Origin of the sequence: Streptomyces sp. NPDC059679 (assembly GCF_042734105.1) — a bacterium.
Classification (GTDB): domain Bacteria; phylum Actinomycetota; class Actinomycetes; order Streptomycetales; family Streptomycetaceae; genus Streptomyces.
On record NZ_JBHWES010000058.1, the window covers coordinates 1 to 14,843 of the forward strand.

The 14,843-nt window shown below is 66.3% G+C and carries 18 protein-coding genes and 1 pseudogene; 8 read left to right on the forward strand and 11 right to left on the reverse strand.

Translation table 11 applies throughout. The annotated features are described in order from the left end of the window. Window positions 1-741: replication initiator (locus ACFV2X_RS41140; RefSeq protein ID WP_385626429.1), on the reverse strand; the 741-nt coding region annotated here is incomplete at its 3' end. A gap of 285 nt (window positions 742-1,026) precedes the next feature. Here ACFV2X_RS41140 and ACFV2X_RS41145 point away from each other — a divergent pair. Next, a complete protein-coding gene (locus ACFV2X_RS41145; protein ID WP_385626430.1) occupies window positions 1,027-1,539 on the forward strand; it encodes an NUDIX domain-containing protein in 513 nt (170 codons plus the stop codon). Window positions 1,540-1,636: 97 nt separating this feature from the next. Here the strand turns inward: ACFV2X_RS41145 and ACFV2X_RS41150 are convergent, their stop codons facing one another. Then, window positions 1,637-2,122 (reverse strand): DUF4231 domain-containing protein, encoded by a 486-nt coding sequence (locus ACFV2X_RS41150; protein ID WP_385626431.1) that lies wholly within the window; start codon window positions 2,120-2,122, stop codon window positions 1,637-1,639. 598 nt (window positions 2,123-2,720) lie between these two features. Next, window positions 2,721-2,942 carry a hypothetical protein gene (locus ACFV2X_RS41155; protein WP_385626502.1) on the reverse strand — a complete coding sequence of 74 codons (222 nt, stop codon included), beginning with the start codon at window positions 2,940-2,942 and terminating at the stop codon, window positions 2,721-2,723. Between the two features lie 21 nt (window positions 2,943-2,963). Here ACFV2X_RS41155 and ACFV2X_RS41160 point away from each other — a divergent pair, with 21 nt between their 5' ends. The 5 genes and pseudogenes from ACFV2X_RS41160 (at window position 2,964) to ACFV2X_RS41180 (ending at window position 5,331) form a co-directional block, all read left to right on the forward strand. Next, window positions 2,964-3,452: a hypothetical protein gene (locus tag ACFV2X_RS41160; protein ID WP_385626432.1), complete on the forward strand. Its 489-nt coding sequence runs from the start codon at window positions 2,964-2,966 to the stop codon at window positions 3,450-3,452. Then, window positions 3,439-3,699: pseudogene (locus tag ACFV2X_RS41165) on the forward strand (hypothetical protein); the annotation flags it as partial. The gene ACFV2X_RS41160 and the pseudogene ACFV2X_RS41165, both read left to right, overlap by 14 nt. Window positions 3,700-3,803: 104 nt before the next feature. Further along, the gene (locus ACFV2X_RS41170) at window positions 3,804-4,214 is read left to right on the forward strand and encodes a hypothetical protein (RefSeq protein WP_385626503.1); all 411 of its coding nucleotides are present in this window, start codon (window positions 3,804-3,806) and stop codon (window positions 4,212-4,214) included. Window positions 4,215-4,267: 53 nt separating this feature from the next. Continuing rightward, complete coding sequence (locus ACFV2X_RS41175; protein ID WP_385626433.1) at window positions 4,268-4,807, forward strand: winged helix-turn-helix domain-containing protein; 540 nt, start codon at window positions 4,268-4,270, stop codon at window positions 4,805-4,807. Continuing rightward, window positions 4,804-5,331 carry a transposase gene (locus ACFV2X_RS41180; protein ID WP_385626500.1) on the forward strand — a complete coding sequence of 176 codons (528 nt, stop codon included), beginning with the start codon at window positions 4,804-4,806 and terminating at the stop codon, window positions 5,329-5,331. The genes ACFV2X_RS41175 and ACFV2X_RS41180 overlap by 4 nt, the downstream gene beginning before the upstream one ends. An 11-nt stretch (window positions 5,332-5,342) precedes the next feature. Here the strand turns inward: ACFV2X_RS41180 and ACFV2X_RS41185 are convergent, their stop codons facing one another. The 6 genes from ACFV2X_RS41185 to ACFV2X_RS41210 form a co-directional block, all read right to left on the reverse strand. Beyond that, window positions 5,343-6,032, reverse strand: a complete 690-nt coding sequence (locus ACFV2X_RS41185) for an HAD family hydrolase (RefSeq protein WP_385626434.1) — start codon at window positions 6,030-6,032, stop codon at window positions 5,343-5,345. Window positions 6,033-6,333: 301 nt separating this feature from the next. Beyond that, on the reverse strand, window positions 6,334-6,648 hold the full coding sequence (locus tag ACFV2X_RS41190) for a hypothetical protein (protein WP_385626435.1): 315 nt from the start codon (window positions 6,646-6,648) through the stop codon (window positions 6,334-6,336). A gap of 1,453 nt (window positions 6,649-8,101) precedes the next feature. Further along, complete coding sequence (locus tag ACFV2X_RS41195) at window positions 8,102-8,434, reverse strand: Lsr2 family protein (RefSeq protein WP_385626436.1); 333 nt, start codon at window positions 8,432-8,434, stop codon at window positions 8,102-8,104. A gap of 248 nt (window positions 8,435-8,682) precedes the next feature. Next, a complete protein-coding gene (locus ACFV2X_RS41200) occupies window positions 8,683-9,819 on the reverse strand; it encodes a hypothetical protein (protein WP_385626437.1) in 1,137 nt (378 codons plus the stop codon). A gap of 150 nt (window positions 9,820-9,969) precedes the next feature. After that, a complete protein-coding gene (locus ACFV2X_RS41205) occupies window positions 9,970-10,308 on the reverse strand; it encodes a hypothetical protein (RefSeq protein WP_385626438.1) in 339 nt (112 codons plus the stop codon). A gap of 200 nt (window positions 10,309-10,508) precedes the next feature. Further along, window positions 10,509-12,002: an FAD-binding oxidoreductase gene (locus ACFV2X_RS41210; protein ID WP_385626439.1), complete on the reverse strand. Its 1,494-nt coding sequence runs from the start codon at window positions 12,000-12,002 to the stop codon at window positions 10,509-10,511. 326 nt (window positions 12,003-12,328) lie between these two features. On the opposite strand from ACFV2X_RS41210, the gene ACFV2X_RS41215 reads away from it, so the two are divergent. Further along, window positions 12,329-12,742 carry a hypothetical protein gene (locus ACFV2X_RS41215; protein ID WP_385626440.1) on the forward strand — a complete coding sequence of 138 codons (414 nt, stop codon included), beginning with the start codon at window positions 12,329-12,331 and terminating at the stop codon, window positions 12,740-12,742. Between the two features lie 62 nt (window positions 12,743-12,804). Here ACFV2X_RS41215 and ACFV2X_RS41220 read toward each other — a convergent pair whose 3' ends face one another. Then, window positions 12,805-13,383: a hypothetical protein gene (locus ACFV2X_RS41220; RefSeq protein ID WP_385626441.1), complete on the reverse strand. Its 579-nt coding sequence runs from the start codon at window positions 13,381-13,383 to the stop codon at window positions 12,805-12,807. 212 nt (window positions 13,384-13,595) lie between these two features. Between ACFV2X_RS41220 and ACFV2X_RS41225 the strand changes: the two genes are divergently transcribed. After that, window positions 13,596-14,180, forward strand: coding sequence for a class I SAM-dependent methyltransferase (locus tag ACFV2X_RS41225; protein ID WP_385626442.1), 585 nt, complete (start codon window positions 13,596-13,598; stop codon window positions 14,178-14,180). On the opposite strand, the gene ACFV2X_RS41230 is transcribed toward ACFV2X_RS41225, so the two are convergent. Beyond that, window positions 14,124-14,765 (reverse strand): isochorismatase family protein, encoded by a 642-nt coding sequence (locus ACFV2X_RS41230; RefSeq protein ID WP_385626443.1) that lies wholly within the window; start codon window positions 14,763-14,765, stop codon window positions 14,124-14,126. The genes ACFV2X_RS41225 and ACFV2X_RS41230 overlap by 57 nt on opposite strands. Between the last annotated feature and the right edge of the window lie 78 nt (window positions 14,766-14,843).

The following is a 14,843-nucleotide window of genomic DNA, read 5'->3' on the forward strand; positions in this document are numbered from 1 at the left end:
GGGTTCGGACTGGCCGCTGCCCTCACACGACTCGCACAGGTCCCGGAAGCCATCGGGGCCGTGCTGGTAGCCGCGTCCGGCGCAGTGGGCGCAGCGCAGGGAGCGGTCCACGGTGCCGGCGTCCTCAGCGCTCTTAGTGGAGTACTTGGCGACGTAGGCGGCGACCTTCTGATCGGTCAGCTCGCCATCGCCCAGGGCGGCGATCTCCCGGATGTCGAGCTGATCGCCCCACTTCAGCTCGCGCTCCCCGACCGCCTTGGAGACCACCGTGAGCACGGCACGCCCGGCCGCCGCTTTGATCGCGTGGGTGAGTGCGTCGGTGGTGGCCCAGGCGGGCGGGGCCTGGTTGCTGCCTTCCGGACCGTCGAGGCGAATCACGGCGTGGAAGTGGACCAGGCCGCGCCGCTGGTACTCAGCCACCTTGGCGAACGAGACACGCAACGCTGCATTCAGCGCCTTCTGCGTCATGCCGAGGTGCGCAGCCAGCTCACGCCGCAGGTAGGTAGTGAAGCGAGCCCACAGCGCTCCGGCATGGGCGTTCCACAGCACGGCCCCCGCGTAGTCGTACGTAGCCGGGAACAGCGGCGTACCGAGGGCCGGGTCATCAGCCGGGTGACGGGTGCCGCAGCGGCAGGCCAGGTTCTCCCCCGCATCGGTGGTGCGGCGGTTGTGGACCGGCCCGAACGACGGCGCGGTGAGGGTGACGAAGACTCGGGGGTGTGTGCGGACACCGTGTCGCACAGGAGGGTGAAGGCGCGGTTCAGGTTGCGCGGCTCGATCGGAGTTCCGTTCCTCGTGGTGAAGACAAGATCGCTGTCAGCTCCCTTCCACCTGTCGCCGGCCGCAAGCCTGTCTCCGCGCTGCTGGGCCCGGCGAGCCCGGAGGGCACTCACGCATTCAGCGGGCAGGGCTATCCGACGGGCCGAGCGTTGAGTCTTCGGAGCGGCGATCACATGCTGAGTCGCACCCCGGTAGACACAGAGACCACGTTCAGCCCTTCAGGACCACGGCCAGTAGGGTCATGACATGCCCGAGAAGGGGCAGGTCCAGCGGATGGCACGGCCGCGCATGGCAGCGGTTGCGCTGTTCTGCGATGCCCAAGACCGTGTCTTGCTGGTCCGCCCCTCGTACAAGCCCATGTGGGAGGTTCCGGGCGGGTACATCGAGACGGGGGAGTCGCCCCTGAGCGCATGCCGCCGCGAGGTCGAGGAGGAGCTAGGCATCACTCCGTCCATCGGCTCCCTGCTGGTGGTCGACTGGGCGCCGAACGACACCGAGGGCGACAAGGTCCTGTACCTCTTCGACGGCGGAGAGCTGAGCCCGGAAACGGCAGCGTCGATCAAGCTTGCGTCTGACGAGTTGCTGGCCGCCGAGTTCCACATGGCGGAAGGCCTAGATCAACTTCTGATCCCGCGACTCGCCCGCCGAGTGAAGCGAGCCCTAACTGCGAGGGTCCAGGGGGCCGGTGCACCTGGAGTATGGCGAACCGCCTGCCGAGGAGTCCGTCTGACGTCACAGTGCTTGTGGACTGCCCTGTGACACCGAACCTTGAACTCTTGCCACTGAACCTTGTTCGGCCCTGCAGCGCAGGCACACACTGGCGACAGCACACGCTGCCTGCATGTGGGGGCGTGCGCTACTGGGCATTGGTCGACGGCGCAGGCTCCCGGCGCTGTTCCAGCCACGTGCGACTTAGGTCGTCCCAGATCGTTTGGTATCTACCGAAAATCTCCCCAAGGTGGTCATGCGTGAGGCTGTCGGCGGCCGTGGATGCCATAAGGTATTCCAGGTCATCGGCAAGCCGCTGGAACCGGTACTGCGTTTCCTCCATGAGTACCCATCGGGAGCGCCAGTTGAAGAACGGTTCGACGGCCCCCAGCAACGTCCCCAGGGCCACAAGGGCAAAGGCCACACCAGCCCATGTGTTGAGACTTTGCAGGCCCAGAATGATGGTGGACGCGGCGGACAGCGCGAGCGTGAGTATCTTGGTTGCCGAAGCGCTTCGACGGAACCTCTGTTTCTTGTCGCGTGCGTAGTCGTTGCCTTGACGAATCTTGTTCAGCAGGAGGGCGGCTGTCTCCCTCGGGCTGAGACCGACACCTGGTCCGCTGTCCGGCTGCACTCCGCCCCCAAAGATCTGTCGCCACCCTACAGCTCGCCCCGGCAGACGCAGCCCCGCGAATGCGCGGTTCTCTGGCGTCGCGGCTCGAAAGCCACCTGGCTAAGGGAGTCAAGCAAGGCGGTCAAGCTTCGCTGGTCCAGGTGCGATGACACAGGAGGTGGACCCCTGGTGGACCATGGACCCTGAGCGAGCAGCGAGAAGCCGCATACGTGAAGGTCAGGGCCACGATCTTGACTGTAGCCACCACCGTCTTGAAAACCGTCGTGGCAGCGATTTCCCCCTGGGTTCAAATCCCACAGCCTCCGCCCAGATCATCAAAGTGCCGGATCAGAAGGCCGACTGGAGTGCGACTGCTTGCCATGCAGGATCTTGACGCAGAAGCTGAACAGGATCGCGATGCTATGGCCGGCCCGGCGGGCGACCTCGACGGTTCCAGCCCTCACTTGATCCACAGATACCCGGGCGTGCCGGAGCGAGTAAGGCACTTACGCCGAGGGCGTCTTGGCCTCCTGCCCAAAAAGGACGCTCGCCCAAGCCTTGTCCCATAGCTCACCAAAGTGCGAGTGACCGCGGGTACGTGTCCTTCGGGCCCGGCTGGCTACCGCTTCACCCGGCCGCGGATGGCGAGGGCGGCGAGACCGAGCAGGACCGGCTCACCAAGGCGGGACACCATCTCGGTGTACGTGCCGACGGTGGTCAGCTCATGGAAGCCGGAGACGAGGCCATGTTGTCGTGGACTCTGTTTCGTCGGAGCCAGCTCGCAGCGGGGAAGCGGGACGCGGGTCAGGCGATCGGCCTGGCGCAGGCGGTGCAGCGCCATGAACGGGCTCTCACCAGGCCGATGAGAGCAGCAGCCATCCAGCAGGAAGCGCAGGGCCTGGCGCTCGACGGTGATGAAGTCGCATGTCATCGAAAAATGGACGAGGCGCACGCATTCGCCGCTTCCGTTGACTCATCCGGCGATGCGCGATCCGGGTATGGTGATTTTTGCACGCCCAGCTATATCGAGATCCAGCGCGCGAATTGCTGGCTCAACCTATCGCGCCCGGACCGTGCGGTAGCCACCTTCCAAACCGCATTGGCTGAGCTTCCGGACGTCTACCAGCGAGACCGAGGCTTCGCGCAAGCACGCCTTGCCTTGGCTTATGTGGGAATCCGGGACTACGAGCAGGCCGCAGCCGAGGCGTCAGTGGTTCTCGACGTGGCCCGCGGTTCCGGCTCCGGTCGCACTCTGCAAGAGGCAGTCACGGCGATCAACGCTCTTGCGGCGGAGAGTGTTCCAGCCGTGCGAGACCTACTCGTCGCAGTCAGGGAGAATGCGGGGTTCTGATGGCCACGCCGAACGAGCTAGCGGCCATGCGGCGAGCAATCGCCATCTCTGCCCTAGGACTTGGGACGACGAGCCCGAACCCACCCGTTGGGTGCGTGATTCTCGACCGCGACGGCGTACCGTCGGCGAGGGATACCACCTCCGCAAGGGAGACCACCACGCGGAGGTCAAAGCGCTCGCTGCAGCGGGGGAGCGCGCCGAGGGTGGCACGGCCGTCGTAACGCTGGAGCCCTGCAACCACCACGGCCGGACCCCGCCGTGCCGACAGGCACTGATCGATGCGAAGGTGTCCCGCGTCCTGATGGCCGTCATGGACCCCACGTCACGCGACGCGGGGAGGGCGGCGCGGCGGTGCTGGAACACGCCGGCACCGTGGCAGAGCGCGGCGTCCTGGAGCAGGAAGTGCTGCTCGTCCTCGGGCCATGGCTGCACTCACTGGGCACGGGAAGGCCGCACATCACTTGGGCGTACACCCTCGGTGCCGACGAAGACCACGACGACCAGGTCGTGTCCTTCAGCGTCCCACTGCCCCCGCTTGGCGACGGCCCCGCGAAAGCTCCGGATGCCTTGGCCGAGGCGGGGGCGCGTACGGTCCTGATCGAAGACAGATCCAACGAAACGGCGCGGTTGCTCGCCGACGCTGTGGACCGCGTGATCATCGACATACCTGGTACTCCGCCGTCATTCGGACCGACCGCAGCAGGCGGGCAGGGGGCGGAGTCGATCCCTGGAGGACTTCAACTACTGAACTTGATTGAGTGATGTCGGCGCCGTTCGCCTGACAGTTGGCCGTCGGTGCTGGTAGCCCTGTGCCTGTGAGGTACGCGCAGGGTGGCGGGCTGACCGATGCTGAGAGGGCCGCGAGGGAGCGGTTACGGCTCGAGGCCGTGGAACGCTTTGCTGCCGGACAAAAGAACCAGCAGGTCGCGACTGCACTGCGGGTCAGTGAGCGGTCCGTGGAACGGTGGCGCCGGGCCTGGCGTGAGCGAGGCGAGGCCGGGCTGCTCTCGAAAGGCTCTCCTGGAAGGCCCCGACTCGGCCAAGCCCAGATCGCGCGCTTGGAGCGTGAGTTGGAGCGTGGTCCGCTCGTCCACGGGTGGACGGACCAGCGGTGGACGCTGGCGCGGATCAAGACATTGATCGGCCGACTGTTCCACGTCTCGTACACGGTCGAGGGCACCTGGCAGCTGTTGAAGCGGCACGGCTGGTCGTGGCAGCAGCCCGCCCGGCGGGCCATCGAGCGGGACGACGAGGCGGTCGAGGTGTGGAAAAAGGAGACCTGGCCGCGGGTAAGAGCATCGCGGCGGAGCGCGACGCCTGGATCGTCTTCGAGGACGAGGCCGGGCAGTCGATGACTCCGCCGCGCGCCAGGACATGGGGCCGGATCGGGCAGACCCCAGTGGTGCGGGTACGGGGCCGCGGCTCTGGGCGGGTGTCGATGGCCGGCATGACCTGCTACAAGCCCGGCGAGCGTTCCCGGCTGATCTACGCGGTCCGGGAGTATCGGGGCCGCAAGGACGAACCGAAAGGCTTCGGCTGGCGGGACTTCCGAGACCTGATCGTCCGAGCCCGCACCCAGCTCGGCGGCCCGGTCGTTCTGGTCTGGGACAACGTCCGGCTCCATCTCACGGCGGGAATACGGGAGTTCATTGCGGCGAACGCCGACTGGCTCACCGTGTTCCAGCTGCCGACCTACGCACCTGACCTCAACCCGCAAGAGGGCATCTGGTCGATGATCAAGCGCGACGTCGGCAACCTCGCCGCCGCTGACCTCACCCAGATCACGACGGCCGTCAAGCGCCGGCTCAAGAAGATCCAGTACCGCTCTGACCTGGTCGACGGCTGCCTCGCTGCTACCGGGCTCACTCTGGACCTTTGAGCGAAGCCTGATCAGAAAAGCTCCAGCAGTTCCGTCAAAGTTGCGATGGACGGGACGGGAGGAACGTCCGGGAGCGGGGAGTCCCGGCGGATCGCACGCCCCGCGTAACCGAGGTCGATGGCCGCTTGGACCAGGTCGGGATCGTCGTCGATGAACAGGCATTGCGTGGGCGTCAGGCCAAGCGCGGTGCTGGCGTGGTGATACATGCGCGGATCCGGCTTGTTGCAGCCCAACTCGGCGGAGATCGCGTACGCCTCGAAGAAGTGGTGGATGCCCAGTGCCGCGTGCAGGCCGGGCAGGTCGGGCCAGGCATCGGAGACCACGGCCATCCGCACCTGCCGCTGGCTCAGCTCCTCCAGGGTCTTCCTCACGTCCGGGTACAGCTCCAGCACTCTGTCCGCGGGGACTTCACGGCGCAGATCGGCCAGGAGCTGCGAGGTGGCCTCCATCCCGAGGTGGCGTAGCACCACGCGGTGGTAGTCGTCGTAGTCGGGGGTCGAGGACAAGGCGGCGAAGAACCGGTCTCCGGCGGCGATCGCCGCGGCGAACCGATCATTCGTGATCGACGGATCGTGAGCGAGGACCGTCTCCTCGAAGTCCGCACGCGGGTTCCACCGGCCTCCGATCGGACGCATCAGTACACCACCGGAGTCGAAGAGAATGGCCTGAACATCCCCGGAACCGGGAGATCGTCTCGTCATCTGTCCAGTCTCACGGCCACGGGGCCGCCCTGTCGATCCGCAGTAGCCGGCCGGTCTGCCTCAGCAGCGCCAGACGCCGCCCACCTCGCCCGACATCACGATTTCAAGTTCAGTAGTCGAGGTATGGCCGTTCAGCCACTATGTGCGTCTGACAGCGAAGCGAGTCGGCCCGGGTCGTTAAGCTCTCGCCAAGGCGTGGAGGAGTGCAAACATCGCTGATTATTGTCCGGCCTCCCGTGGGGTGAACTTGCCTGGCTAGGGGCCGGTGGCGGCGTCGGCGAACGGCAGACGCCAAGTTGCGTCAATTCCTGCGGCGACGCCCTTGTCCATAGGGGCCGTGGCGATCGTGTGCCCGCCACTCCTCCTCGTGGATGTCGCGGTCTTCGCTGTCCGCCCTGCTTCCAGGAGTCGGGATTGCCTCTCCGTTGTTGACCTTGTCCAGCAGCGAGGCGAGGGGGTCGGGGTGCTCGTCGCCGAAACGCTCGCGGTCGCGCTCGGGCAGCGGTCCCGGGGAGGGGGGTCTGAGGGCGATCTGCTTCACTTTGTGGCGCTTCGGCTCAGGCGCGGCGTCCAATGCCTCCGCGCCGTTCTGATGTGACCGTGACGTGCCGCTCATGAGCAGCCCCCCGTCTCGCTGAAATCCTCTCACAATGTGTACAGATCGTTCCCTGGAAGGGCCGCGAGAAACCGGAATGATCCATCGGACATGTCCTCTGGTTCCTGGTCGCTGTGATCACAGCAGCAACAGACCCAAGCAGAGTTGACACACGTGGTTATCCCCTTGTCGAGTGGTCGAGAATTCGCTCAATGAGGCGTCTTGTCGGCGATGGGAGTCGTATGGAAGGCGCCTTCACCGCTCGTCCAGTGATAGCAGGCGTAGGCTTTCAGCCGCACCTGTACAGATGGATTCAGGCGTGCCTTCAGCCCTCTGACCTGCAATTATTCACTACACGTGCAATGAATAATGGTTACGACGAAAAAGCGAGGTGAACTGCCCAAATGGCGCACAGGGAGGTCGGTGGCCTGGTGAAATGTAGTCGCCGGAGAGGTGGCGTTCGCTCTTTCAGGTATGGCAAGAAAACGATGCTCTATGAGGCAATGGCCCGGATCGGTTTGTATCGAGCAAGCGGCCTACTGCCAGGAGGTCAAGTGGCCTGGAGGATCCACGAAGACCGTCTAGCGGTGGGAGTTTTCTGACGACAACGCTGACGGCAACGTGAGCAGACGACGCCTGTCGAGGGCTCACCCTTGAGCAGTACGTCAGACGCTTACCAAAGCCCGTACCGGGCACGTGCCCGACCCTACGGGTCAAGAGGTTGCAGGTTCGAATTGTGCCGAGCACGCCCCAGCTCAGAGGACCCTCCCGATCATCGGAAGGGGCCTCTGGCGTGGCTGGTCCGTGGTGGCGGCGGACTCCGACGCGGCCCTTCTCGGTGCCCCTGTTCAAAGTATTTGATCTGGCGCAACTACTTTGACAAACGATCTCCAGGAGGCACCCACTCCGCCCACATCCATGACTTGCGGCAGTACGGCGCTCGGCCACGGCTTGGTCGTGGTACACCGTCGGTGCAGATGACGTCGGCGAGAACGGCGCGGGCATTGCCGAGCTATGTCGCACACATGATCCGAGATCAGTAGCCGGGCCGGGGGTTACCAGCCGTAGGCTCGCTACGCGTCCCGTATGGTCGCCGAACTCGGCTGGTCAGATCAGGGCTTATGCGGAACGACGACGATTGGTACTCGTCCTCGTAGAGGATCTTCCCTGGATCTGACGATCGCATCATGTGGCACCCGATCCCGTGAACAGCAAGGATCTCCAGGTAGCCGTCCACTCGCTTGATCAGGTCCTGCGACGTGGACTTGAACCAGGCCGCTGCCCCGGGGTGAAGCTCGCGGTCGTAGACCGTCGGATCGACGCAGGAGGGGTCAGGATAGGCCGCCTCGTACCAGTCATTGTTGGCCCGTCTGAAGCGCTCCTGCTCAGCGGTCAGCTTCCCGTCCCGCGCCAGCCCGGGCGTGCGCGCGTACTTCGACTTCCCGGCATTGCGCCGGGGCCGATCGTTCGTGGGTCAGCGGGAGGCTTCGAACGCGTCTCGGACTTCCTTGGGGACGCGACCGCGGTCATTCACCTCATAGCCGTTCTCGCGGGCCCATGCACGAACCTCTTCCGCGCTGGGACCGTCGACGGCGCCCCTGCGTGCCCGACCTGTCTCCTTCGTCCGGCCCACCTTCCGGCCACTCTCGATGAACGGCCGGAGCGCGTCATCCAGTTTGTCGTAGTTCTCCGGGGTGAGGTCGATTTCGTAGTTCACGCCGTTCAGGGAAAACCTGTGCGTGCTGACCTCGTCCGATTCCGTACCGGTGAGGTCATCCGAGAAAAGGGTCACAATCTTTTGAACCATGGCCGGATGCTATCCAGCCGCTCCGGAGCAGGGTTCGCAGTGGTGCCAAATCCCGGTTCGTGTGGGGGTAGGAGTTCCGAGAACTGACACAGCACCAAGCTGCGCACGCTCGAATCCTGCCGAGCGCGCCCCAGTTCAGAGGCCCCTTCCGGTCATCGGAAGCGGCCTCTGACGTGTGTGCTGACATCAGTCCTGCGGAGCGGTGAGCCTGGGCTTGCGCGGGGCTGGATCAGCCCCGCGCAAGTGGGTCAGGGTCGGCTCAGCAGGTTCAGGGTGTTGGTTGCGTCGTTGACGAAGTAGACCCGGTCGGGGTCTTTGGCGATCGCGAGGCCGAACAGTGCGCCCGCGCCCGGCGGGGTGCCGCTGGTGTCGAGGGTGCGGACGGCCACCTGATGGCCGCGGGGGGTGGTCTCCACGATGTTGCCGTCGCCGCCGTTGGTGGTGAGGATGTTGCCCTTCGGGGTGATCGCCATTCCGAGCGGGCCGTTGAGGTGCCGGTCGGTGGTGACCACTCGGCCGGTGCCGGCGCTGGTGTGGCGGGTCAGGGCGTCCGGGATGGCGGTGATGCGGTTGTCGACGGTGTCCGCCACGTAGAGCGTGCCGTCGCGCAGGCCGACGCCTGTCGGTCCGATCACGAGGGCTTCCGGGTCGGTCTTCTCGGCGAAGCCCGAACCGATCTTGGTTGTGGCGATCCGGGTCGGCGGCCGGTTGCCGTGGGTGCGCAGGGTGATCCGCAGCACGGTGCCGCGCCGCACGATGTCGCCGCCGCCGGCGACCGTGCCGTTGAGCACGTTCGTGACGAACAGATCGGTCTTGTCGCCCTGGCTCTTCGCGGTCATGTCCCAGGGGCCGTTGATCCCCTGGCCGCTGAAGGTCTCCCGGACCTTTCCGTGCTTGTCCAGCACGAGCAGGCACCCGGCCTTCGCCGTGTCGGATGTGCCGTCGGCCGTGGGCAGGCTGCCTACGACCACCCAGCCGCCCGGCAGGATGGACAGTGCGGTGGTCAGCCCCACGCCTCCCGGGCACGGCCCCGGGAGGTTGTCCGGGTCGATCTCGGCGAACAGTCTGGTCGTGCCTTTGGGGCTGACCTGCACGAGAGTGGTCCCCGTGCCCTGCTCGTTCGCGGCGTTGTTGAAATTGCTGACCAGTACGTTGCCGCGCCGCAGGTCGCCGGTGCTCTTCTTGACCAGGGCGGTGCCGTACGGGTTCAGGTCGCCGTTGGCCGGAATCGTCGAAGCGACGGTCGAGACGGTGTGCAGCGGCCCGAGGAATGGTCTTCCGTCCCTGTCCGCCGGCCAGGCGGATGCCGTCTGGCTCACCGTCATGATCGCTGTCGCTGCGGCCACGGCCACCGCCGCGAGACGCGAAGCGGAAACAAGCCTCATCAGGTCGTACCTCCTCGGCGTCGTGCGGCCGTCCTGCGGCCCCACGACGGTCACAGAAAGTTGCCAACCATCACGAAACCGGACTGGATGAGGCGGCGCACGTCAGGCAGAGCCGGATGCGTGACTCGGCCATGCAGACACTGCGAGAAGTCACTGAGGCTGGACTGGCGGGCAGTAGCCGGTCTCCTCGCCGATGGAGTTGATGTCGGCGTTGGGCCTGGGGTCCCCCGCGTAGTTGATCTGATCCGTGCACTTCGTGTCGGGCTTCTTGGGGGTACCCGACGGGGTGCCTTTGGTGGAGTCCGTGGTGGAGTCCTGGGCGGGCTTGGCTGTGGACGTGGGGGACTGCGGGGCGCTCGCGGAGGCGGATGGTGAGGATGAGGCGTTGGTGCCGCCGTCCTGGCAGGCGGTGAGCCCGAACGCGGCGACGGCGATCAACATGGCGGCGGCGGCCTTGCGGGCGTGGCGGAGGGTGGTGCGGTGCGACATGTTCTTCCCCGTTTCTCGACGTGGTGCTTCAGGTGCGTGAGAACAAGGTTGTCGGCCGCCGCTGATGATCTGCCGCCGTACGACTAACGTCCCCCTAACGTCCGAGGTCGGACTGGCCGCCGAGCGCGCCCCAGCCCAGAGGCCCCTTCCGGGCAGCGGAAGGGGCCTCTGGGCTGGGTGAAGTCGCGGCAGAGTGTCGGTCAGCGTGACGCGGGCGGGATGCTCTGCTCGTACTGGAAGACGTTGTGCGGGTCGTACTTCGCCTTGATCTTGCGCAATCGGTCGAAGTTGGATCCCCAGTAGGCGGTTTCCCAATCCTGCATTCCGATGTTCGGCACGTTGACGTAGGCGCCATTCACGTAGGGCCGCAGCGCCTGGCTGAACTCGGCGATCCATGCCTGAGCCACCGGGGTGAGCTTGTCGCCGCTGCCCGACTCTCCGCGAGTTCCCCAGCCCGCACCGGGCTCGGAATAGAAAAGTGCGTTGCGATGCGGGAACGCCGTGCCGCCGCGGGGCTCTTTCTTCACCGCTCCGCCGAATGCCTGGGTGAAGAAGTTGCTGTCGTCCGTGGGAGCGTCGCGCATGAATGAGCAAATCAGGCTGATCGCCTTCTTCGGGAACGGCTCGGTGGTGAACTGCGAGAAGAACTTCCAGTTGGCGGGCTCATCCTCGATCGGAATCTGGAATCCCGCATATACGTCGCCCCAGTTACCGACCTGCACCGAGACCTCGGGCTTGCCGATCTTCAGGATCGGGGCCAGCAGCTCCTTCGCTTTTGCCGCCGAGCCGTCCGCGAGAACCCCGAACAGCAGGATCTGGTTTCTGTGGATCTCGAGCTGGGTTCCGAGGCGGTTGTCGGCGCTCGGTCCCGTACGCTGCCATGCGTCGAAGATCCTCTGCAGGTCCTTCAGGCCGTCCCATGTTGCCGTCACATAAGCGACGCTCTTCAGCGTAGCCACCTTATAGGTGAGTGAGGTGACGATCCCGAAGTTGCCGTTTCCCGCCCCGCGGAGTGCCCAGAGGAGATCCGAGTGGTTGTGCAAGTCCGCATGGATCACCTTGGCGCAGTCGGCACCCGACGGGACAACGATCTCAGCCCCCATCAGGCTGTCACAGGCCATGCCGAGATAGCGGGTGAGGAAGCCGAAGCCGCCGCCGAGCGTCGCGCCGGACAGACCTACGCTGCCCTCCGTTCCGGTCGTTACGGCGAGGTCCTTCTTCGCGAGCGTGGTCACCGCTTCCAACTGGTTGAGCCCGGCGCCGACGGTCGCGGTACACGAACCGGTATCGATGTGGGTCGACTTCAACTCGCTGACGTCGATCACGATGCCGTTGTCCACATTCGACCAGCCCTCAAGGCTGTGGCCGCCGCTCCGCACCCGCAGCGCGACGTCGTGCTGGCGCGCCCATGTGAGGGCGTTGACCACGTCCCGGGTGTTCTGGGCGTAGACGATGACCAGCGGATAGTGAACGAAGAGCTCGTCCCAGCCGAGGCTCGCATCGGCGTACCCGGGGTCGTTGGGACGGACGATGCGGCCGGTCAGTTTGGCCGGCTTGCATTTCGTGCCGGTGATTCCGTTGGTTGCGGCGCTCGCGCTCGGGGCTTCTGCGGTCGTAATGCCTGGAAGAACGACGGCGCCGACGCCGGCGGCCGCCGTCGCCTTGAGAAGTCCGCGACGAGGAAAATCCTGCACAGTCCGTGTCCTCCCGACCGGGGCCGCGCCAGCATTCAACCAAGGCAAATCTTGTCTGCCATCTGGCGCATTCAATCCTTTATGGGCGATCTCTGGGAGCCGCAGAGTAACAGGAGGGTGACCTTGGCGGCGTTGCCCGACACGCTAATCGAGTGCAATGGCGATTTGCCGAAAGAGGACAGGTGCGGGTGGGTATGATTTAGCCCAGCCGGGTGGATCGGGGCGACGGGGGGCGGCACATGGGAAGTGTCTTGAAAGGGGTCTTGGGGGTCCGCTGGGGAGAATTGAGCGACGCACAGCAGAGGCCCGCCGTCGGTATTCCGCCGTTGCTCTCACGGATTGCGTACGGAGGTGAGGACACCGCCCGTCTCGCGATCGACGAACTCGGTGACCTCGTCTGTGCTTTGGGGTTCGTCGTGGGTGAGGCGACGGCCGCGACGGTCCCTTTTCTCCTTGAACTGGCCGGGGCTCCGTATGTGCCGTGCAAGGCCGAGCTGTTGGATCCGCTGGAGAGCATCTGCCGAACCGGGCAATGGCACTCCGCAGCCGCAGCGGTGCACGGCCCGAAGGGTACGAGCTTCCAGGAACAGCCCGGCTGGGAGAAGGCCGCCAGGGCAGCGGTGTGCGCGGGGCGGCCGGTCGTCGAGGGCATTGCCTCATCCGTACGGCCGGAAGAGGCTCAAGCAGCACGGAAGTTGCTGTGGGCCATGGAGAATCCGCGGCCCTTCCCGGAGCTTTGAACCGGTCGGGTGCGGACGAGGTCCGGCTCGGGGGAAAAAGAGCTGCCGAGCCGGACCTTGGGTCAGCGGCCCGACACGCCTTGGCTCAGGTGAGCGGCGGGGTGTTCGGCCATGCCGCCGGCGCCGGTGCGTACGCCGCCGTGCGGGGTCCGCGTGCCGTGGTCGTCGGATTCGAACTTGCCGTCCTCCAGCTCGAAGTGCTGGGGCGGTGAGCAGCCGATCGCCGGGGTGATCAGCAGGCTGGTGGTGATGGGCGCGGGGTTGGTGCTCGCCGTAGAGAACTCGCAGATCGCGTGCGGGCCGGTGACCGGGAACCAGAACCAGCCGTCCACCTCACCGACCCGTACCTCGTCCGACAGCACGAGTTGGCCGTGCTCCCGGACGAACGCCTTCAGACGGACGGAGGCCCTCAGCGGGTCCTTGGTGGACCGGATCGCGGTCAGGGTGAACTTGATGTTCTCGTCCGCGTCCAGGACCGAGGACGCGATCTGCTTGGTCTCGGCCTCTTTCCCGCCGCCCGTCCCTCCTCCGTGGGCTCCGGCTTCGGTGGTTTGGGCAGGGGTGGCCAGCATGGCGACGGTCGCCGCGGCGGTGGCCAGGACGGCACCGCCGCGCACGAATGCGCTCGCGTGTATCGGCATCTTTCCTCCCTGGTGCTCATGCGTCCTGTTCGCGCATGAATGCCACCTTTTTCCTTCCACCCGACAACGGGAAAACCACCCGAATCACCCGTTCGCGCGCGGCGCCACCCGGTCGGGCCGCGCCCCAACGGGTTCCGGCTGCCGGGGGTGGGGATGGAGGTGGGGGTGAGCCGTTTCGGTCCCCAGGGGCGTCTGATGAGGGAGTGAGCCGCATGAATGTGAACTACAACGATCACTACCACCCGCTGCTGCTGAAACAAGTGCCCAGCGGGGCGCGGGCGGCGCTGGACGTCGGGTGCGGGACGGGGCGGTTCGCGCGGTCGCTCGCAAAGAGGGGGCTGGACGTCGAGGGGGTGGACGCCGACGCGCATGTCGTCGAGGCGGCGCGGGCGGCCGGGGGTGGGCCGTGGTACCGGCAGGTCGATGTGCGCGAGGCGCAGTTACCCGAGGCGCGCTACGACTTCATCTCGTGCATCGCCAGCCTCCACCACATGCCGTTCGACTCCGTGCTGACGTTACGGAAGGCCCTCGCGCCCGGGGGTGTGCTGGCGGTGCTGGGGCTCTATCCGATCAGATCGGCGGCCGACGCCGTATGGGCCTTTCCCGCGATGTCCGTCCTCAAGGTGAACCGACTCCTCGACCGGCGCCACCCCGCCCCGTCCGTGCAGATCCCGATGGTCTGGCCGCCCCCGCTGACGTACGCCGAGACCCGCCGCGAATCCGCCCGCCTGCTGCCGGGTTCAACGCTGCGCCGGCTGCTGTTCTGGCGGTATCTGCTGGTGTACCGGGCTCAGTGAGGCCGAGCGCTCGCGCGCGGGGCGCTCGAACGCGACGTCGGCGGCGTGCGGGACGATCTCGACCTCGTCGCCCAACGCCCATTCGGCGACCCGCGACACCATCGCGGCCGGAACCACATCGCTGATGCCCGCCGCCGCCGGGATGTCGTACGTCGCATGGGCGTCGTGCGGGAGGACCACGCGGTATCCCAGCGCCAGTGCCGTACGCGCGGTCGCGCTGACGCACATCTCCGACATCACCCCGCATACGGCCAGGGCTTGTATCCCCATGCCGGTGAGCAGTTCGCCGAGGCGCGTGTCCTCGAAGCCGTCGTCCTCCGACTTGCGGATCACGACCTCCTGTTGGCACTCGCGGACCGGCAGATACAGCTCCCAGCCCGGTGTCATCGGCTCGTCGGCCGCGCCTGCCGGACCGTCGTTCTGAAGGTGGACGACGAGCGTGCCCGCCGTACGTGCCCTGGCCGTCAGGTCCTCGATGCGCTCAAGCACCCGCGGCGCGTCAGGCACCGCGGCCGGACCTGAGACGAAGGCTGATTGGACATCTACGACGATCAGGGCCTGGGCGGGCGGCGCTAGGGCGGTCATGTGGGGATTATCCCGGGGGCTCGGGGCTCGGGGCTCGGGGCTCGGGGGCCGCGGCCCGGGGCTCGGCGTGGTGCGCGG

Bases quoted from the DNA above. Each gene is read 5' to 3' on its own strand.
- ACFV2X_RS41205 (WP_385626438.1), bottom strand. From the start codon at position 10,308: ATGTCGCACCGCACCACCCTCCGCCACGCCCGCAAGGCCGCCGCCGCC.
- ACFV2X_RS41195 (WP_385626436.1), bottom strand. From the start codon at position 8,434: ATGGTTCAAAAGATTGTGACCCTTTTCTCGGATGACCTCACCGGTACG.
- ACFV2X_RS41220 (WP_385626441.1), bottom strand. From the start codon at position 13,383: ATGCCGATACACGCGAGCGCATTCGTGCGCGGCGGTGCCGTCCTGGCC.
- ACFV2X_RS41180 (WP_385626500.1), top strand. From the start codon at position 4,804: ATGACTCCGCCGCGCGCCAGGACATGGGGCCGGATCGGGCAGACCCCA.
- ACFV2X_RS41230 (WP_385626443.1), bottom strand. From the start codon at position 14,765: ATGACCGCCCTAGCGCCGCCCGCCCAGGCCCTGATCGTCGTAGATGTC.
- ACFV2X_RS41160 (WP_385626432.1), top strand. From the start codon at position 2,964: ATGAGAGCAGCAGCCATCCAGCAGGAAGCGCAGGGCCTGGCGCTCGAC.
- ACFV2X_RS41190 (WP_385626435.1), bottom strand. From the start codon at position 6,648: ATGAGCGGCACGTCACGGTCACATCAGAACGGCGCGGAGGCATTGGAC.
- ACFV2X_RS41155 (WP_385626502.1), bottom strand. From the start codon at position 2,942: ATGGCGCTGCACCGCCTGCGCCAGGCCGATCGCCTGACCCGCGTCCCG.
- ACFV2X_RS41225 (WP_385626442.1), top strand. From the start codon at position 13,596: ATGAATGTGAACTACAACGATCACTACCACCCGCTGCTGCTGAAACAA.
- ACFV2X_RS41185 (WP_385626434.1), bottom strand. From the start codon at position 6,032: ATGACGAGACGATCTCCCGGTTCCGGGGATGTTCAGGCCATTCTCTTC.
- ACFV2X_RS41145 (WP_385626430.1), top strand. From the start codon at position 1,027: ATGCCCGAGAAGGGGCAGGTCCAGCGGATGGCACGGCCGCGCATGGCA.
- ACFV2X_RS41200 (WP_385626437.1), bottom strand. From the start codon at position 9,819: ATGAGGCTTGTTTCCGCTTCGCGTCTCGCGGCGGTGGCCGTGGCCGCA.